The sequence below is a fragment of the Pantoea sp. UBA6567 genome, from assembly GCF_002434165.1.
Lineage (GTDB): Bacteria > Pseudomonadota > Gammaproteobacteria > Enterobacterales > Enterobacteriaceae > Pantoea > Pantoea eucrina.
Map to the genome: position 1 here is coordinate 344,961 of NZ_DJJN01000003.1, position 17,703 is coordinate 362,663.

At 58.8% G+C, this 17,703-nt stretch carries 16 protein-coding genes and 1 tRNA gene; 12 read left to right on the plus strand and 5 right to left on the minus strand.

What is annotated here, in order from left to right; all coding sequences use genetic code 11:
• Positions 1 to 80 precede the first annotated feature (80 nt).
• The 5 genes from B4M48_RS02835 to B4M48_RS02855 all read left to right on the plus strand — a co-directional run bounded on the left by B4M48_RS02835 (position 81) and on the right by B4M48_RS02855 (position 5,104).
• Positions 81 to 1,382, plus strand: a complete 1,302-nt coding sequence (locus tag B4M48_RS02835; RefSeq protein ID WP_071669144.1) for an anaerobic C4-dicarboxylate transporter — start codon at positions 81 to 83, stop codon at positions 1,380 to 1,382.
• An 82-nt stretch (positions 1,383 to 1,464) separates the two neighbouring features.
• A complete protein-coding gene (locus B4M48_RS02840; protein WP_071669145.1) occupies positions 1,465 to 3,150 on the plus strand; it encodes a protein-disulfide reductase DsbD in 1,686 nt (561 codons plus the stop codon).
• A gap of 64 nt (positions 3,151 to 3,214) precedes the next feature.
• On the plus strand, positions 3,215 to 3,793 hold the full coding sequence (gene dicD / locus B4M48_RS02845; protein WP_039382120.1) for a division control transcriptional repressor DicD: 579 nt from the start codon (positions 3,215 to 3,217) through the stop codon (positions 3,791 to 3,793).
• 106 nt (positions 3,794 to 3,899) lie between these two features.
• A tRNA-Phe gene (locus B4M48_RS02850) sits at positions 3,900 to 3,975 on the plus strand.
• 244 nt (positions 3,976 to 4,219) lie between these two features.
• Positions 4,220 to 5,104, plus strand: coding sequence for a sugar phosphate isomerase/epimerase family protein (locus B4M48_RS02855; protein ID WP_039382117.1), 885 nt, complete (start codon positions 4,220 to 4,222; stop codon positions 5,102 to 5,104).
• 54 nt (positions 5,105 to 5,158) lie between these two features.
• Here the strand turns inward: B4M48_RS02855 and B4M48_RS02860 are convergent, their stop codons facing one another.
• The gene (locus tag B4M48_RS02860; protein WP_158249869.1) at positions 5,159 to 5,329 is read right to left on the minus strand and encodes a hypothetical protein; all 171 of its coding nucleotides are present in this window, start codon (positions 5,327 to 5,329) and stop codon (positions 5,159 to 5,161) included.
• A gap of 4 nt (positions 5,330 to 5,333) precedes the next feature.
• Here B4M48_RS02860 and B4M48_RS02865 point away from each other — a divergent pair, with 4 nt between their 5' ends.
• The 3 genes from B4M48_RS02865 (at position 5,334) to B4M48_RS02875 (ending at position 7,626) form a co-directional block, all read left to right on the plus strand.
• Positions 5,334 to 6,353, plus strand: a complete 1,020-nt coding sequence (locus tag B4M48_RS02865) for a LacI family DNA-binding transcriptional regulator (RefSeq protein WP_039382113.1) — start codon at positions 5,334 to 5,336, stop codon at positions 6,351 to 6,353.
• 101 nt (positions 6,354 to 6,454) lie between these two features.
• The gene (yghU, locus tag B4M48_RS02870) at positions 6,455 to 7,336 is read left to right on the plus strand and encodes a glutathione-dependent disulfide-bond oxidoreductase (RefSeq protein WP_039382110.1); all 882 of its coding nucleotides are present in this window, start codon (positions 6,455 to 6,457) and stop codon (positions 7,334 to 7,336) included.
• Entirely contained in the window at positions 7,336 to 7,626 is a 291-nt protein-coding gene (locus B4M48_RS02875) for a DUF1330 domain-containing protein (RefSeq protein WP_039382107.1), read from the plus strand. Before yghU ends, B4M48_RS02875 begins: the two co-directional genes overlap by 1 nt.
• A 76-nt stretch (positions 7,627 to 7,702) precedes the next feature.
• Here B4M48_RS02875 and B4M48_RS02880 read toward each other — a convergent pair whose 3' ends face one another.
• Positions 7,703 to 8,944, minus strand: a complete 1,242-nt coding sequence (locus B4M48_RS02880; RefSeq protein WP_039382105.1) for an MFS transporter — start codon at positions 8,942 to 8,944, stop codon at positions 7,703 to 7,705.
• A 418-nt stretch (positions 8,945 to 9,362) separates the two neighbouring features.
• On the opposite strand from B4M48_RS02880, the gene B4M48_RS02885 reads away from it, so the two are divergent.
• Together B4M48_RS02885 and B4M48_RS02890 are read left to right on the plus strand one after the other, a co-directional pair.
• On the plus strand, positions 9,363 to 9,956 hold the full coding sequence (locus tag B4M48_RS02885; RefSeq protein WP_039382101.1) for a hypothetical protein: 594 nt from the start codon (positions 9,363 to 9,365) through the stop codon (positions 9,954 to 9,956).
• A gap of 289 nt (positions 9,957 to 10,245) precedes the next feature.
• Entirely contained in the window at positions 10,246 to 12,624 is a 2,379-nt protein-coding gene (locus tag B4M48_RS02890) for a glucose/quinate/shikimate family membrane-bound PQQ-dependent dehydrogenase (RefSeq protein ID WP_071669153.1), read from the plus strand.
• 48 nt (positions 12,625 to 12,672) lie between these two features.
• Here B4M48_RS02890 and B4M48_RS02895 read toward each other — a convergent pair whose 3' ends face one another.
• The 3 genes from B4M48_RS02895 to B4M48_RS02905 all read right to left on the minus strand — a co-directional run bounded on the left by B4M48_RS02895 (position 12,673) and on the right by B4M48_RS02905 (position 15,346).
• A complete protein-coding gene (locus B4M48_RS02895; RefSeq protein ID WP_039382099.1) occupies positions 12,673 to 13,893 on the minus strand; it encodes an MFS transporter in 1,221 nt (406 codons plus the stop codon).
• Between the two features lie 108 nt (positions 13,894 to 14,001).
• Entirely contained in the window at positions 14,002 to 14,892 is an 891-nt protein-coding gene (locus tag B4M48_RS02900; protein WP_288655885.1) for a LysR family transcriptional regulator, read from the minus strand.
• Positions 14,893 to 14,977: 85 nt separating this feature from the next.
• Positions 14,978 to 15,346 carry a helix-turn-helix domain-containing protein gene (locus B4M48_RS02905; protein WP_039382095.1) on the minus strand — a complete coding sequence of 123 codons (369 nt, stop codon included), beginning with the start codon at positions 15,344 to 15,346 and terminating at the stop codon, positions 14,978 to 14,980.
• A 177-nt stretch (positions 15,347 to 15,523) separates the two neighbouring features.
• On the opposite strand from B4M48_RS02905, the gene B4M48_RS02910 reads away from it, so the two are divergent.
• Complete coding sequence (locus B4M48_RS02910) at positions 15,524 to 16,183, plus strand: response regulator (protein WP_039382093.1); 660 nt, start codon at positions 15,524 to 15,526, stop codon at positions 16,181 to 16,183.
• Positions 16,180 to 17,538, plus strand: coding sequence for a sensor histidine kinase (locus B4M48_RS02915; RefSeq protein WP_071669147.1), 1,359 nt, complete (start codon positions 16,180 to 16,182; stop codon positions 17,536 to 17,538). The genes B4M48_RS02910 and B4M48_RS02915 overlap by 4 nt, the downstream gene beginning before the upstream one ends.
• Positions 17,539 to 17,703: the final 165 nt, after the last annotated feature.

Genomic DNA, 17,703 nt, shown 5'->3' on the forward strand with positions numbered 1-17,703 from the left:
ATACAATACGGCGTGCTTTTTTTATATGTGGCGACTACAACATTCAGGGGGCACGTTCTGCAGCCTGAGGAGAGAAACGGATGATAGCAGTGGAACTGGCAGTAGTATTCATGGCGATCTGGCTCGGTGCCCGCCTGGGCGGTATCGGAATCGGCTTTGCCGGCGGTCTGGGAGTGCTGATATTGACGCTGGTATGCGGCATGAAGCCCGGCGCAATCCCGTTTGATGTGATCGAAATTATTATGGCCGTTATCGCCGCGATTGCTGCCATGCAGGTCGCAGGCGGTATGGATTACCTGGTCGGGCTGGCGGAAAAGCTGCTGCGCCGCCATCCGCGCTACGTGACTTTTCTGGCGCCGCTGGTGACCTATCTGATGACGCTGCTGGCCGGCACCGGCCACACCGCTTTTTCCACGCTGCCGGTTATCGCTGAAGTTGCTAAAGAGCAGGGCGTCAGGCCATCGCGTCCGCTCTCTATCGCGGTGGTGGCCTCCCAGATTGCGATCACCGCCTCTCCGCTCTCTGCGGCAGTGGTATTTTTTGCCTCCATACTGGAACCCCGCGGCGTCAGCTATCTGGCGCTGCTGGGCGTGGCGCTGCCCTCAACGATGGCGGCAATCTTCTGCGCGGCAGTGATCACCAACTTTCTGGGTACAGAGCTGAAGGATGATGCAATCTATCAGGCGCGACTTGCCAGAGGCGACGTGACGCTGCGCGGTGAGAAAGTGTATACCACCCGACCCGGCGCGCGCCGCGCCGTATTGCTGTTTCTGACCGGCATTGTGGCAGTGGTGCTCTATGCCACCGCCATCAGCGACAGCGTGGGCCTGCTCGCCAGCCCGGTGCTGCCGCGTAACGAAGCGATCGTCGTGTTTATGCTCACGGTCGCTACGCTGATCTGTCTGACCTGCCGCGTGGACAGCAGTGAGATCCTCAGCGCCAGTACGTTTAAATCGGGCATGAGCGCCTGTATCTGCGTTATGGGCGTGGCGTGGCTGGGCGATACCTTTGTCAAAGCGCACCTGAGCGAGATCCAGACTCTGGCGGGTGACATGCTGCAGCGCTATCCCTGGATGCTGGCGCTGGTGCTGTTTTTTGCCGCCACCTTGCTTTATTCGCAGGCGGCAACCACCAAAGCATTGATGCCGGCAGCACTGATGCTCGGCGTCTCGCCGCTGGCGGCAGTAGCCTCGTTTGCGGCGGTATCAGCGCTCTTTGTCCTGCCTACCTATCCGACGCTGCTGGCCGCGGTGGAAATGGATGACACCGGTTCGACGCGAATCGGCAAGTTTGTCTTTAACCACTCCTTTATTATTCCGGGCATACTGGCCATCGCCTTTTCCGTGGCGTTTGGCTTTCTGTTTGGCAGTCTGATCCTCTGACGCCGTTACATTATGAAATCCTGTGCCGAAGCGGTCGTGCTATGCTCACCGCTTCTGCACTACCGGAGTTGATTAATCTTTTATGGCTGCACCTCTTTCCCGCCTGCTGACGCTCTGCCTGACGCTGCTGCTTTGCCTGTCGGCTCAGGCCGATCTCTTTGCGCCGAAATCCACCAGCCGCTTTGTGCCGGTCGATCAGGCCTTTCAGTTTGATTTTTCTCAGCGGGGCTCAACGCTGACGCTGAACTGGCAGGTCAGGCCCGGCTACTATCTCTATCGTCAGCAGATGAAGATTACGGCTCAGCACGCGCAGCTGGCCCCGCTGACGCTGCCGGCTGGCGAAGCGCATGAAGATGAATTTTATGGCAAAAGCGAGATCTATCGTCAGGCGGTGACGCTGCCGGTGACGCTGCAGCGGGCGGATGCGGGCGCCACGCTGACGGTGACGTATCAGGGCTGCGCCGCGGCCGGATTCTGCTACCCGCCGGAGAGCCGTACCGTTCCGCTGAGCGCCGTCAGCAGCGGCAGCGCGCCGGTTACGGCGCAGCCTGCCGCCACGCCGCTGCCCTTCTCGCCGCTCTGGGCACTGCTGATCGGTATCGGCGTCGCCTTTACCCCCTGTGTCCTGCCGATGTACCCGCTGATTTCCGGCATTATCCTCGGCGGCGCACGCCGCTACAGCGTCGGCCGGCTGCTGGCGCTGGCGCTGGTCTATGTGCAGGGCATGGCGCTGACCTACACGCTTTTGGGCGTTGTGGTCGCGGCGGCCGGGCTGCGCTTTCAGGCGGCGCTGCAGCATCCATACGTCCTGGCGGGTCTGTCGCTGCTGTTTATTCTGCTGGCGCTGTCGATGTTTGGCCTGTTTTCGCTGCAGCTGCCCGCCAGCCTGCAGACGCGTCTTGCGCTCTGGAGCAATCAGCAGCGCGGCGGCTCGCTGCCTGGCGTATTTGTCATGGGCGCGCTGGCCGGGCTTATCTGCTCCCCCTGCACCACGGCGCCGCTCAGCGCGATCCTGCTGTATATCGCACAGAGCGGAAACCTGTGGGCCGGCGCCGGCACGCTGTGGCTCTACGCCGTGGGAATGGGGCTGCCGCTGATCGCCGTCACGCTTTTTGGCCATCGGCTACTGCCCAAAAGCGGCCCGTGGATGCAGACGGTAAAAGAGGCATTCGGGTTTGTTATCCTGGCGCTGCCGGTATTTCTGCTGGAGCGTATCCTCGGCGACACCTGGGGTTTGCGGCTCTGGAGCCTGCTGGGCGTAGCGTTTTTCAGCTGGGCATTTATTCACAGCATCAACGCGCGCGGCAGGTGGCGCGTCGTGCCGCTGGTGATGTTAGGGGCAGCGCTGATTATGGCGCGGCCGCTGCAGGAATGGGCGTTTGGCGCTACGGCAAGCCAGAGCGTGGCACACCTGCCCTTTAAGCGCATCAGCAGCAGCGCGGAGCTTGAGCAGGCGCTGCAGCAGGCACCGGGGCGCATCACCATGCTCGATCTCTATGCCGACTGGTGTGTCGCCTGCAAAGAGTTTGAAAAATATACCTTCAGCGATCCGGCAGTCGCCAGCGCGCTTGCTGACGTGCAGCTGCTGCAGGCGGATGTCACCGCAAACAGCGCGCAGGACAATGCCCTGCTGAAGCAGCTGCAGGTGGCGGGATTACCGACCATTCTGTTTTTTGACGCGCAGGGTCGCGAGATCCCCGATTCGCGTATCAGCGGCTTTCTGCGTGCGGCAGCGTTTCGCGCGCATTTGCAGAATCTGCCGCGTTAAACGACACTGGTTCAGCCACTGCCCGCTCATCGACGAGCGGGCCGATATTCCAGAGGAGAGTCATGTGCAACGCGAACAAATTCTGGAGCATGCGCTGAATGTGCTCGAACAACACGGCCTGGCGGCCACCCTGTCGCTGCCACAGCTGGCAGGTGAAACCGGCCTCAGCACCGGACAGCTGACCCGCTACTGGCCCGACTGCGATGCGCTGCTCTATGATGCACTGCGCTATCACGGTCAGCAGATCGACAGCTGGCGGCGTCAGGTACAGCTGGATGAGCGGCTCACTCCGGCGCAAAAGCTGATGGCGCGCTATGACGTGCTGGCAGAGTATGTCAGCAAAGGCCGGTTTCCCGGCTGCCTGTTTATTGCTGCCTGCAGCTTCTATCCGCAGCCTGACCAGCCGGTGCACCAGCTGGCGGAGCAGCAGAAGCGACACTCATGGCAGTTTACCCATGAGATCCTGGTTGAGCTGGCGCTGGATAATCCCGCGATGGTGGCCGATCAGATGGAGCTGATCCTCGAGGGCTGCCTGAGCAAACTGCTGGTGAAACGCAACGTACAGGATGTGGCGACCGCCCGGCGCCTGGCGGAAGATGTATTCAGTATTGCGCTCTGTCGTCAGAACGGCGCACTCGCCTGAAAACGGGCTGACATGCCTGAAAAGCAGGCAGTCAGTCACGGATAGCGCGCTTTTTTGCTAAAACCCGTTGACGATCTGCGGCCATTAAGGTTTAATGCGCCCCGTTGCCCGAATAGCTCAGTCGGTAGAGCAGCGGATTGAAAATCCGCGTGTCCCTGGTTCGATTCCGGGTTCGGGCACCACAATTCAGAAAACCCGGCCTTATGGCCGGGTTTTTGCTTTTCTGCTTTATTCATTCCGCTTTGCCTGCTGCTCCTGTAGCCGGTGCCGTCCTGATGGTTTTACATCAGCAAAATCGTAGAACGCGCCGACTTCCCTTCCTATAGTGGCTGATAAACACATTCTCCGTCTGCCTGGCGTTTCTGCATCAGCTTCCGCCTGTCCGGAACAACGCTGGCAGCGGAATAGCGCAGGAGAAGCGACAGCATGAAAATTGCTTTTGACGTGGATGTTATCCGGGATCTCGGCATTACCCGGATGGTGCATCAGGTGGCAGAATGGGGCTATAAATATATTGAGCAATCACCCCATCCGCAGATCAATCCCTTTTATAAACACCCCAAAGCCAGCCGCGAAATCCTGCGTGAATATAAAAATGCGCTGAACGCCACCGGCACCGAAATCTCTTCCTTCATCACGGTTTATCGTTGGTCGGGACCCGACGAGCTGCGGCGTCAGGCGGCGGTAAAAAACTGGAAGCGCATGATTGAGATTGCGGTTGAGATGGGCGTGCAGGTTATCAATACCGAACTCTCCGGCAACCCTAATGAGCCAGAAATCTGCGAAGAGATGTTCTACCGCTCTATGGAGGAGCTGCTGCCGATCGTTGAGCGGGAAGGGATCCGCATTGAAATCCAGGCGCACCCGTGGGATTTCTGCGAAGAGAACAATGAAACAGCGGATATCGTGAAGTCGTTTCGCAGCGATAACGTGAAGTATATCTATAGTGCGCCCCACACCTTCTATTATGACAAAGGCAAAGGGGATGTGAAAAACATGCTGCACTACGCTGGCGACGATCTGTCGCATATGCTGATCGCCGATACCATGAACCACACCAAACACTGCCGCTACATTGTGAATCCGCCCGGCGTGGACGCAACCATCCATCAGCACGTCGCGGTGGGAGAAGGCGAAGTCAACTTCGATGCGCTGTTTGAAGCGCTGCGCGAGATGGATTTTGCCCGGCGCAGCTTCAAAGTCGGCGGTGAGTCGATTATCTCAGCGGCGCTGTTCGGCTATCCGGAGAAGATGCGCTATCAGGCGGTAGAGACGCGCGAACTGATTGAGCGCGAACTGCTGAACCTCTGATTGCCGCATCGGGTAGTATTCTCCCCCTGGGCCCTGCAGGGGGAAACGCACCGCTTACATCGCGCCAGGCATCACCGCGCCCTTCTGCAGCGGCACTATTATCATCGCCATATCAACAGCAAAGCTGCGGATCTCCTCCTTTAGCTCACACTTCAGAATGCCCTGTCTTGTCAAAATATCCCGTTCTGGCAGGCTGTCAGAACGCAGTTTTTTGATGGAATTCACTCGAATGAAAGCAACCACGCTGGCCGGACTGGCTAAGCGCGCAGGCGTTGGCGTCGCAACCGTGGATCGGGTCCTGAACGATCGCGGGGGCGTCTCGCCCGCAATGACGCGAAAAGTGCTGCAGGCGGCCCGGGAGGCGGGCTTAAAACGTATTCTCCCGGAGGAGCATCGTCACAGCTGGCAGATTGAGGTCATCCTGAGCGGCAACGGCTCATTCTTCTTTCAGCAGCTGGCGCAGGAGTTTGCCCGTCTGGCAGATGCGCTGGGCTACCGGCGCGTCCGGCTGCATCGCACGCTTATCCCGGAAGATGCGCCGGAGAAACTGGCGGCCCATATCGATGCCGGCAGTAAAAGAATGGACGGGCTGATTGTTTTTGCCCACGCCAGCCCGCTGATTTATCAGGCGCTGGCCAGCTGCCAGGCGCGGGGCGTGCCGGTCATCACGCTGGTGAGCGATCTGCCTGACGCGCCGCGGCTCTGCCATGTCGGTATCGATCAATACAAAGCGGGACGCACGGCGGGCCTGATGCTCGGCAGCATGGCGGCCAGTACAGGGGATGTGGTGCTGATCAGCGGTCGCGCTGACTACCTCGCGCACCAGCAGCGTATTGAAGGTTTTCAGCAGGTGCTGGCTGAGCGCTTTCCGCAGCTGCGACTGCGTGAGATCCTCGCCGGCCAGGACGATCGCGAACGCATCAGCCGGCTGCTGGAAAAAACGCTGGCGGGATCGCGCCAGATCGCCGGACTCTATAACACCGGCATGGGCAATACCCAGATTTATGAAGCGCTGGCGCGCCACCGGCTGTGCGGCAGCACGGTTTATGTGACGCATGAACTTTATGCAACTACGCGCCAGCTGCTGCAGCAGCGCATCCTGACCCTGACCCTCGATCAGAACACGCAGCGCCACGCTGAACTCGCTCTGACCCTGCTGCTGCGGCATCTGGAAGAGCGTGAGCAGCCTGATACTTACGCGCCGGGCAAAGTCGACTTTATGCTCTATACCCAGGAGAACTGTACCTGATCCCGCAAACCCGCTCACCGCCAGCGCGGTTAAATCGGCGCGGAATTGCGCTGCTACACTCAGTGGCAGCGCAACGCTCACGACCATAAGGTGAAATGACGATGTCAGATAATCAGTATCAGCCCGCAAAAGTCTGGACCTGGGAACCGGAAGCCAAAGGCAACGGCGCCAGCACGAACCGCCCTGCCGCTGGCGCCACGCATGAGCATGCGCTGCCGGTCGGGAAGCATCCGCTGCAGCTCTACTCGCTCGGTACGCCAAATGGTCAGAAGGTCACTATTCTGCTGGAGGAGCTGCTGGCGGTGGGCGTAAAAGAGGCGGAGTATGACGCCTGGCTCATCCGCATTGGTGAAGGCGATCAGTTCTCCAGCGGTTTTGTTGATGTGAACCCTAACTCTAAAATTCCGGCGCTGAGCGACCACTCCGTGACGCCACCGCAGCGGGTGTTTGAATCAGGTAATATCCTGCTCTATCTGGCGGAGAAGTTTGGCTACTTTATTCCGGAAGATGTGGCGGGCCGCACTGAAACCCTGAACTGGCTCTTCTGGCTGCAGGGTTCTGCACCCTATCTTGGCGGCGGCTTTGGCCACTTCTACCACTATGCACCGGAGAAAATTGAATACGCCATCAACCGCTTTACGCTGGAAGCGAAGCGTCAGCTGGATGTGCTGGATCGCCAGCTGGCGGATCACCGCTTTCTCGCAGGTAACGCCTATACCATTGCGGATATCGCGACCTGGCCCTGGTATGGCAACCTGGTGCTGAATGGCCTGTATGGTGCAGCAGAGTTTCTGGATGTGCAGGCTTACACCAACGTGGTGCGCTGGGCGAAAGAGATCGCGGAGCGTCCGGCGGTAGTACGCGGACGTAAAGTTAATCGCGCCTTTGGCGCTGAGCCGCAGGATCAGCTGCTGGAGCGGCATGACGCCAGCGATTTTGAACACAACACCGAAGATAAACGTCAGGCACGGGGAGAGAAGTAATGACCGCTTACATGGTAATGATTAAGGATGAGACGCTGGACAAAGATGAGCTGGCAACCTACTCACAGAAAGCGGGCGACGCGCGTGGCGATCATCAGATCACGCCGCTGGCTTTTTATGGCGAGCAGGAAGTGCTGGAAGGCCGGGATGCCGAAGGCGTTGTCGTTCTGGCATTTGCCGATATGGACGCCGCGCGCGCCTGGTATCACAGTCCGGCTTATCAGGAAGCGAAAGCGCACCGCGTGAAAGGCGCTAACTACCGCGTTATCCTGGTCAACGGGGTCGCATAACGCGCCGACGCCAGGCAGACCGGCTGCCGGTCTGCTGATGTGCCCGGCGGCGTGATGCTGCGCCGGGCACCCTCATCTACACGCCGCTTTCATTCTCCAGCTTTTGCCGTTTGCGCAGATGCGGGAAAAGCGTCATCCAGACGGCGACCACTATCAGCGTACCTATTCCGCCCAGCGCGGCCGCCGGTACCGCCCCCAGCCATGCGGCCAGCAGGCCAGATTCAAACTCTCCCAGCTGGTTGGACGTATTGATAAAAATAGCGTTCACGGCGTTGACGCGGCCACGCATATCATCCGGCGTATCAAGCTGCACCAGCGCACCACGAATTACCATACTGACCATATCAAATCCACCCAGCGCAGCCAGCGCCAGCAGCGACAGCCAGAGCTGAGTGGAGAGCGCAAACAGCAGCGTCGCCAGACCAAAACCGGCAACCGAGCCAAACATAATCATACCGACGTGCTTCTCCAGCTTATTACGGCTGAGCCAGACGCCCACCACAAGCGCACCGACTGATGGTGCGCCGCGCAGCATGCCCAGCCCCCACGGCCCGGTATGCAGAATATCCTGCGCAAAAATCGGCAGCAGCGCCGTGGCCCCGCCCAGCAGCACGGCAAACAGGTCAAGCGAGATCACGCCCAGCACATCTTTGCGCTCGCGGATAAAACGCACGCCAGCGAACATATTGGTCAGATTCATCGGCATGCGCGACTGCGGCGGCCGCGCATAGCGCAGACGGCTAATCAGTACAATAGAGAAGAGATAGAACAGCGCGGAAACGCCATACACCACTTCAGGCCCGGCGACATAAAGCAGGCCGCCCAGCGTCGGGCCGACGATCACCGCCGCCTGACCGCCTACTGAACTGGCAGCCATCGCACGGGCCAGAACCGGCGGCGGCACCAGCGCCGGCAGCATAGAGGTGATAGCCGGCCACTCCAGCGCCTTTGCCACTGAGATCAGAAACACCAGTCCCCAGATCTCAACGCTTCCTGCCCAGTGCAGCAGCGTCAGCGCCACCAGCCCAAGCAGCGCTGCCCACTCAATCAGTTGTCCCACCAGAACAATGCGACGACGGTCGTGCTGATCGGCCAGATGACCAGCCGGCAGCGCCAGCAGTACCGAGGGTAAAAACTGCATTAAGCCGATCATACCCAGCGCCAGCGCACTGTGTGTCAGGGCATAGATTTGCCAGCTGACCGCCACTGAAAACATCTGAAAGCCGAATGACGAGCAGGTGCGCGCCAGCCAGAAAGCCACAAACGGTCGATGCCGCAGCAGAGAGTCTTCTGCAGCAGAGCTTTTTATACCTGTCATGCGATCCCATCCTGAAATGATTAACTGATTAGCGTCATTGCACTAATCTGGTCAGAAGCCAGGCAGTGACTTCTGTTATCGTTTTGTCTCTCTGAGCGTGCGTGATATCACTCTGGCAGGCAATGGCAGGTTGTGCGCTTTTGAAACAAAAACTTAACTGCCTGGCAGATAAACATTGGTCTCTATATATCAGGAGGGTTATTGTTATTGATTGAATACCGGTATTGATTTATTGATTACTGAATTAACAGCTTAATTATCCCTTTTAACGCCAGGAATATCTCTGTATCAGAGACAGGTAAAAAAAGGTGATTTAACACTCTCTTTCGATCTATATTAGCCGCCGGTAAATTTCAGTCATAACACGCATTTATAATAAAACATATCTTTCCGGTTAATAATTTTTTTGCAGAGATACATGAAAAACAGTACTTATAATCCTTATGTTACTGAGCGTATTCATCGCTTTGACAACACGCTGTGCGGCGTGTGTTATTCAGCACCCTTTATGCATTGCGAGCAGGACGCTGATACATTACTTAATGGACATAACATAATTGCTTTGCATAATCAGTTGCCTGATACCCCTGAACTAATAATTATTCCGCTGGCGGGAAATAGCCTGATGGAATTTTTACGTGCCCCGGAAAATTATCCGATGCTGCAGGCTGCCCACGTCCGTCTGGCAATTGATTATGCAGGGCTGCTACAGGGTGGTGCCCCTCTGCTTGCCGTTGCGCACCACTTCTCATTCTGGCTGTGCGATCTCGCGCCGCCGGGAACAGAGTGGAAAAAGATCGTGGCGTTTCCATTTAGCGGTGTGGTTTTATCCGAGGACTTTTTTAACGATAATTACCTCAAGTTCAGCTTTCCGTTTTTAATTGAGTCTCTGAGAGAAAGAGAAGCAGACGTTATATTACGCACCGCACAGCTGACGCTGAATAGCGAACATTACCAGCGCCTGCAGTTAAGCGGCTGGCAGCAGCAGCGCACACCCGGCACGCTTTTTTAGGGTAACCGTTTACACAATCTGCTACTTCGCGGCGCAGCCACCTGATTTGATCGGAATTAACGCCGCTATTCCGCCATAAAATGTCGTGTGATTTGGTCCGACAGAGTTAAAACCGCTAAAAAAAGCAAACTCGTTAACGTTTTTAAGATAAAATTTAACGCAAAGGGATCATCTGGCGTCACGGAAGAACGCTGCGTGAACATTTCTGCTCACTTCGTACTCTATGTCGGGAAACAGCCTGAAGCGTTGTTTCCTTTGTTTTTCTATGGCAAAGAAAGAGGTCAATATTATGGGGAAAGCTTCCTCATCTTTTGGCGTAATCCGCCTGCTCACGGTGCTGTTCGCACTGCTGACGGGCGCGTTTATGCTGGTTGGTGGCATTTGGTTAGCCACCATTGGAGGTTCCTGGTACTACGTTATTGGCGGTGTGATGATGCTGATCACCGCTGTTCTGCTCTGGCGTCGCAGCAGCGCCGCGCTGCTGCTGTATGCGCTGCTGCTGCTTGGCACGCTGATCTGGGGCGTATGGGAAGTCGGCTTTGACTTCTGGGCGCTGGCACCGCGCACCGATGTACTGGTGATTTTCGGTATCTGGCTGATCCTGCCTTTCGTCTATCGCACGTTCAATCCTGCCGGCAGAGGCGCGATGCTGGTGGCGCTGATTGCCAGCGTACTGGTTCTGGCGTGGGCTGTTTTCCACGATCCGCAGGAGCTGAACGGCGAGCTGCCCGCTGCAGCGACCACCCCGCAGACTCAGCCTATCAGCAATATTGCTGATGCTGACTGGCCGGCGTACGCGCGCGATCAGCAGGGTACCCGCTTTTCTCCGCTGAAGCAGATCAATGCCAGCAACGTCAAAGAGCTGCAGGTTGCCTGGCAGTTCCAGACCGGCGATCTGAAAAATGCTAACGATCCGGGTGAAATCACTGATGAAGTGACGCCGATTAAAATCCGCGACACGCTCTATCTCTGCTCACCGCATCAGATCCTGTTTGCGCTGGATGCTACAACCGGTAAGCAGAAGTGGAAGTTTGATCCGGCTCTGAAGCAGAATCCGACCTTCCAGCACATCACCTGCCGCGGCGTTTCCTATCATGAAACCCCTGCAGCAGCGGATAGCGCGGCAACTCAGCCGGCACTCTGCGCACGTCGCATCTATCTGCCGGTCAATGATGGTCGTCTGTTTGCTCTGGATGCGGAAACCGGCGAACGCTGCCCGGCATTTGGTAACAACGGTGAGCTGGACCTGCAGCACAAGCAGCCGGTTACCACCCCTGGTCAGTATGAACCGACCTCGCCACCGATTATCACCGATACCACTATCGTGATCGCCGGTGCCGTAACCGATAACTACTCTACCCGTGAGCCATCGGGTGTGATCCGCGGCTTTGACGTCAACACCGGCAAACTGCTGTGGGCATTCGATCCGGGCGCGAAAGATCCTAACGCGATTCCGGAAGATGAGCACACCTACACCCTGAATTCACCGAACTCATGGGCACCGGCGGTTTACGATCCGAAACTGGATATCGTTTATCTGCCAATGGGCGTCTCTACCCCGGATATCTGGGGCGGCAACCGTACGCCTGAGCAGGAGCGTTATGCGAACAGCGTTCTGGCGCTGAATGCCACCACCGGTAAGCTGGTCTGGTCTTATCAGACCGTGCATCACGACCTGTGGGATATGGACCTGCCTTCTCAGCCGACGCTGGCTGATATCACCGACAAAGATGGCAACACCGTTCCGGTGATCTACGCGCCGGCGAAAACCGGTAACATCTTTGTGCTGGATCGCCGCAACGGCAAGCTGGTTGTACCGGCACCGGAAACCCCGGTTCCGCAGGGCGCAGCGAAAGGTGACCACGTATCACCGACGCAGCCTTACTCTGAGCTGACCTACCGTCCTAAGCAGAATCTGACTGACAAGGATATGTGGGGCGCGACGATGTTCGACCAGCTGGTGTGCCGCGTGATCTTCAAGCGCCTGCGCTATGACGGTCCGTTCACGCCGCCGTCTGAACAGGGTACGCTGGTCTTCCCGGGTAACCTCGGTATGTTTGAATGGGGTGGTATCGCCGTTGATCCACATCGTCAGATTGCCATCGCTAACCCAATGGCACTGCCGTTTGTCTCGAAGCTGATCCCACGCGGACCGGGCAACCCGGCTGAGCCACCGAAAGGTGCGGAAGGCGGCTCCGGTACTGAAACCGGCGTGCAGCCGCAGTATGGCGTGCCGTTTGGCGTTGAGCTGAATCCATTCCTGTCACCTTTCGGCCTGCCGTGCAAACAGCCAGCCTGGGGTTATATTTCTGCGGTGGATCTGAAAACCAACGAAACCGTGTGGAAAAAACGCATTGGTACCGTGCGCGACAGCGCGCCTCTGCCGCTGCCGTTTAAGATGGGTATGCCTATGCTGGGCGGCCCAATCACCACGGCGGGACACGTTGCCTTTATCGGCGCAACGGCAGATAACTACCTGCGTGCGTTTGATACCAACACCGGTGAAATGCTGTGGCAGGCGCGTCTGCCAGCCGGTGGTCAGGCAACGCCGATGACCTATGAAGCGAACGGCAAGCAGTACGTTGTCATTGCAGCTGGCGGTCACGGTTCGTTTGGCACCAAACTGGGCGACTACGTGGTTGCCTATGCGCTGCCTGATACGAAATAACCTTTCGTAACAGCAGAATAAATCAGGCGGGCCGGTGGCCCGCCTTTTTTATGCGCTCTGTCTCTCCTGCACCACGCCGCGTACCAGTAAAGCACACAGCGCCATCATCAGCGCGGTGAGCAGAAACACCGGCTGCATGCCAAACGCTCCGCTCACGATCCCGCCGCAGAGCGGTCCGGTCACCTGCCCGGCATACTGTGCCGAGGTCGCATAGCCCAGCATTTTTCCCGTCTGCTGCTGCGGGACGTGGTGGCGTATCAGCGCGGTAATGCAGGGCAGCAGTCCGCCCAGCGCCACGCCCATCAGAAAACGCAGGCCGGTAAGCTGCCATACGTGGCTGATAAACGCCTGCGGGATCAGCAGCAGCGCGCTGGCCGCGAGCCCGGCAAGCAATACTCGCCCGTGCCCGATGCGGTCCGCCAGCCGCCCGGCCAGCGGCGCAGCAAGAATACTTCCCAGCGCCGCCGCCGCCATCACAATCCCGGCGTTGACGGTTATCGCGTGCTCGCCCTGCACAAACTGCGCAATATAGAGCGTGATAATAGGTTCCACTGACATCGTGGCAAACATCATCAGCATGGCCGTGAGCCACATCAGTCGTACCACCCGAAGATTCGCCGGCGGCTCATCAGCGGCCTGCCCTGCCGTGGCTGCGCCTTTGGGCTGCCGCGGTGCCTCTTTCAGCAGACACGCCGTGCCGAGAAACGCGAGGAAGATCGCCGCGCCCGTCAGCCAGAAGGTGTGACGGATGCCAATCAGCGGCGGCAATATTCCGCCCAGCAGCGGCCCCGCGACGTTGCCCGCCATAATGCCTGCTGAGAGGATACCCAGCGCCCAGCCGGTGTGGGCTTTTGGCGTCTGCGCAGCGACCAAAATCGTGGATCCGGAAGCGTATCCCCCCAGCAGCCCGGCCAGCAGGCGAAGCGCCACCAGCTGCCAGGGTGCGGTGGCCATACCAATCAGCGACATGGCTATCGCCATGCCGAGGCTGGCGCGGATCAGCATCAGTTTGCGTCCGTAGCGATCTGCCAGCCGGCCCCACAGCGGCGCCGTCAGCGCGGCGCTCAGAAACGTGGCCGCATAGGCGGCACCCGACCAGCGGGCGATCGCCGCCGGCTCCTCAACCCCAAGCTGCTGAACATAGATCGGCAGAAACGGCAGCAGCAGCGTCATGGCGACGATAGTGGTAAATGACCCCAGAGTGCAGACCAGCAGGTTGCACTTCCAGTGTTGCTGTTCAGCTGTTAATGATACTGAAGCGTGTGACATACCCTCTCCCGGCGGTTGTTTTTATCAGGCTACCTGCGCGGAGAGAGAGAAAAAAGAGGGTGCCGGAGAGTTACCTGCCAGCCTGCCACTGTTGCCAGTGAGCAACAGTCATGGCACCTGCAGTGCGGTGATCAGCGCATCGCAAAGCTGTGTAACCGGAGAGGAGGGCTGCGGCTGCTCTTTCAGCAGCAGGTAGCTGTGAAAGCGGTCCATTTGCCAGTCGCTCAGCACCGGCTGGATATCGCCGCGCGCCAGCGCCTCACGCGTCATATAGGAGGGCAGATAGGCAATGCCGCCGCCGGCCAGCGCCGCGTTAAGCAACGCCATGCTGTTGTTGGCGCGGAAGCGGCTGCGCACCTCCAGCGCCAGCCGCTGCTTATCACGCCGGAACGGCAGAGCGGCGGTATGGGCCGGCCCGTGGAACAGCAGCAGGTTGTGGCGCGTCAGGGTACGGGGATGATCAATCAGCGGATGCGCGGCAAGGTAGCCGGGCGTAGCGTAAAGGCCCCAGTCGATGATACTGAGTTCGCACCAGGCGCCTCCCTGCGGCGCGCGGCTGCGGACCACAATGGCGACATCGGCATCGGGGTGAGGGTCTTCGCTGGTGGTGAGATCCAGATCCACATGCAGATGAATATGCCGGCGAATAAAGGCGTCCACCACCGGCGCCACGCACTGGCAGCCAAAGGTTACCGGAGCCTGCAGGCGAAGATTGCCGGCCGGCAGCTGGTGCAGCTGCTGCACAAACGCATCCGCCTGATGCAGCTCATCCAGCATGCGCAGGCAGAATGGGTAGTACGCCTGCCCGTGGCCGGTCAGCGCAACATGACGTGTGGTACGCTGCAGCAGTTTGATCCCCAGCCGCACCTCCAGCCGGGCAATTTCACGGCTGACATAGGATTTGGAGACGCCGAGAATACGCGCGGCTTCGCTGAAACTTTGTTGCTCCGCCACGTGCGCAAACAGCAGCATGGCTGTCAGATTATCACCAGGGTTCATGGGTCCGGCTGTCAGAGAAACATGACCCGCAGCTTAAAAGGTATTGCGCCGTTCTGCACCCGATTTTCTTTCCGCTGCTGGCCGGTCATACGGCGACGGCAAAAGGCAGCAGCAGCCGCTCCGGCTCAACGCGACGCTGACGACGCAGCTGGCCTGGCGTAATGCGAAAATAATTTTTAAAGGTGCGGGTGTAGGCCTGCTGCGTATCAAAACCGTAGTTCATGGCGACCTGTAAAATGGCGTCGTCGCTGTTAAGCAGCGTTAATGCCGATTCAGTCAGACGGCGCTGGCGGATATACTCAGCCAGTGAAAAACCGGTGTGCTGACGAAACAGACGCTGCAGATGCCACCGTGAATAGCCCGATCGACGCGCCACCTCATCCAGATGCAGATCGTGACCTAAGTTATCTTCAATCCACTCCAGTAAACTACGGATAAACTCTCGCTGATTCATCGCACCCTCCGGCTTAACAGACTGTTCCTGAAGAGCCACTGTAGCGCAGGAGATTTATCCCTTAATTAGCGAAGAATTAGCGCAGAATTAGCAAAGCGCGCAGCGGTAAAATTCAGCGGTGATAATTTTTCGCTAAGAATGCAGCGTTACACTGCCCCACACTGATAAGGAGACTCCATGCGCGTGCTGCTGGTAGAAGATGATGAGATGATTGGTGCCAACCTGCAGCAGGCCCTGGAAGCCGCAGGCTGGTCGGTGGACTGGGTGCGCGACGGCCGGTTTGCCTCGCACGCCTGGTCGGAAAGCAATTACACCTGCGTGCTGCTCGATCTTGGCCTGCCGCGTGAGGATGGTATCGACGTATTGCGGCGTGCCCGCGCCCGCGGTGATATGACGCCGGTGCTGGTGCTGACCGCCAGGGACAGCGTTGCCCAGCGCATTCAGGGGCTGGATAGCGGCGCGGATGATTATCTGCTCAAGCCCTTTGATCTGCAGGAGGTGCTGGCACGTATGCGCGCTATCACCCGACGCCGCCACGGTGCCGCCGACTCACTGCTCGGCAGCGGCGACGTGCAGCTGGATATGATGACGCGGGAAGTGCTCTATAAGGGCCAGCGTGAACAGCTTACCGCTCGCGAATATGCACTGCTCTATGCGCTGCTGGAGCGGCCCGGCGCGATCCTTTCACGCGAACAGCTGGAGAATCGCATCTATGGCTGGGGCGAAGAGGTCACCAGCAACGCCGTTGATGTGCTGATCCACGGCATGCGGCGTAAACTGGGCAACGAAGCGATTCGCAACGTGCGCGGCCTTGGCTGGCGGGTACCGGCACAATGAAAAATTTTACGTTTCTGCGCTCCCTGCGCAATAAGCTGCTGATGAGCCTGGTGCTGCTGCATCTGGCGATGATTGGTGGCGTGACCTGGTACTTTTTCCACTGCTACGGCGACATGATGGGCTCAATGAAGGACGATCAGCTCGCAAAAGTGGCCGACGTCTGGTCAGCCAGTCAGACCATGCCCGCGCTGATCCCGACGATCCTCGATCAGGACCGGCTCAAAAGCGCTTACATCGTCCAGCTGTGGGATACGCATAATCAGCTGCGTGCCAGCTCGTGGCCGGCGCTGAAAGCCCCGCTGCAGGCGGTGCACGGCTGGTCCGATTTACGCCTTGGCGACTGCGGTGACGATTGTGAATGGCGCGTCTATACCCGCCCTGGCGAAGCGGGCAGTGAAATCGGCACGGTTCAGGTGCTGCACAATATCGGCTATATGAAAAGCCTGATGGTAAAACGCGTGCTCTCGGCGGTGATCCCGCTGATCCTGATGATGCCGCTGTCGCTGCTGCTGATCTGGCTGATCGTACGCGCCATTACGCGCAATCTGCTGGTGGCATCCCGGCAGATCGCGGCGCAGGAGAGCCTGCACCCGCATACGGTATCGCCGGATGGCCTGCCTGACGAAGTGCTGCCGCTGGTCGCCGCCTATAATGCGCTGCTGGATAAACTGCGCGCCGCCTGGTCCGCCCAGCGGCAGTTTCTGGAGGATGCCGCGCATGAGCTGCGCACGCCGGTCACCGCCGTTACGCTGCAGCTGGAGAATCTGCGCCAGCATATTCAGCCCGGCGAGGCGCGCCGTCAGTTTGATCAGCTGGAAGCGGGCGTCAGCCGCACCCGTCATCTGGTGACGCAGCTGCTGGATGTGTCACGTCAGGAGGATCGGTCCGCGGTGCCGGTCGCGGAAACGATCGAACTCGACGATCTGCTGAAAGAGAGTATTGAGCAGCTGATGGTGGTTGCCGATAAGCGCGGCATCGATATCGGCTATAGCGGCAGCACGCGTTACCGGCTGCAGGCCAGCCGCTCTGAGCTGCGCACTCTGTTTGATAACGTCATCGGCAACGCAATGCTGCATACGCCAGAAGGAAGCCTGGTCGATGTGCTGCTGCACCGCACAGGCGATCGTACGGTGGTCGATATCGTCGATAACGGTTCCGGTATGCCGGAATCGTTTCTTGAGCGGGCGTTTGACCGCTTTACCCGTTCACCGGACGTGCAGGCGCAGGGCAGCGGTCTCGGCCTGTCGATTGTGCGCAGCGTGGCGCAGAAGCATCAGATGCAGGTGGCGCTCTCTAACTGTCTTACCCCTCAGGGCGAGCGCTGCGGACTGCGGGTGCGGGTGACGTTGCCATAGGGGCTGGCGCTGAGCCGCGCGGGGCTGATTGCGGCAGCGCGCGGCACCGGAGGGGTTCCGCCCGCCAGCGCAGGGGTGCGCTAAGCAGTGCGCGGCACTGAGGGGGTTCCGCCCGCCAGGCTTCTGGCAGTTTCAGCGGCATCTTCGCACGCGGACGGGCTAAGG

Bases quoted from the DNA above. Each gene is read 5' to 3' on its own strand.
- B4M48_RS02910 (WP_039382093.1), top strand. From the start codon at position 15,524: ATGCGCGTGCTGCTGGTAGAAGATGATGAGATGATTGGTGCCAACCTG.
- B4M48_RS02895 (WP_039382099.1), bottom strand. From the start codon at position 13,893: ATGTCACACGCTTCAGTATCATTAACAGCTGAACAGCAACACTGGAAG.
- B4M48_RS02880 (WP_039382105.1), bottom strand. From the start codon at position 8,944: ATGACAGGTATAAAAAGCTCTGCTGCAGAAGACTCTCTGCTGCGGCAT.
- B4M48_RS02890 (WP_071669153.1), top strand. From the start codon at position 10,246: ATGGGGAAAGCTTCCTCATCTTTTGGCGTAATCCGCCTGCTCACGGTG.
- B4M48_RS02855 (WP_039382117.1), top strand. From the start codon at position 4,220: ATGAAAATTGCTTTTGACGTGGATGTTATCCGGGATCTCGGCATTACC.
- B4M48_RS02835 (WP_071669144.1), top strand. From the start codon at position 81: ATGATAGCAGTGGAACTGGCAGTAGTATTCATGGCGATCTGGCTCGGT.
- B4M48_RS02905 (WP_039382095.1), bottom strand. From the start codon at position 15,346: ATGAATCAGCGAGAGTTTATCCGTAGTTTACTGGAGTGGATTGAAGAT.
- B4M48_RS02915 (WP_071669147.1), top strand. From the start codon at position 16,180: ATGAAAAATTTTACGTTTCTGCGCTCCCTGCGCAATAAGCTGCTGATG.
- B4M48_RS02865 (WP_039382113.1), top strand. From the start codon at position 5,334: ATGAAAGCAACCACGCTGGCCGGACTGGCTAAGCGCGCAGGCGTTGGC.
- B4M48_RS02840 (WP_071669145.1), top strand. From the start codon at position 1,465: ATGGCTGCACCTCTTTCCCGCCTGCTGACGCTCTGCCTGACGCTGCTG.
- yghU (WP_039382110.1), top strand. From the start codon at position 6,455: ATGTCAGATAATCAGTATCAGCCCGCAAAAGTCTGGACCTGGGAACCG.
- B4M48_RS02875 (WP_039382107.1), top strand. From the start codon at position 7,336: ATGACCGCTTACATGGTAATGATTAAGGATGAGACGCTGGACAAAGAT.
- B4M48_RS02885 (WP_039382101.1), top strand. From the start codon at position 9,363: ATGAAAAACAGTACTTATAATCCTTATGTTACTGAGCGTATTCATCGC.
- B4M48_RS02900 (WP_288655885.1), bottom strand. From the start codon at position 14,892: ATGAACCCTGGTGATAATCTGACAGCCATGCTGCTGTTTGCGCACGTG.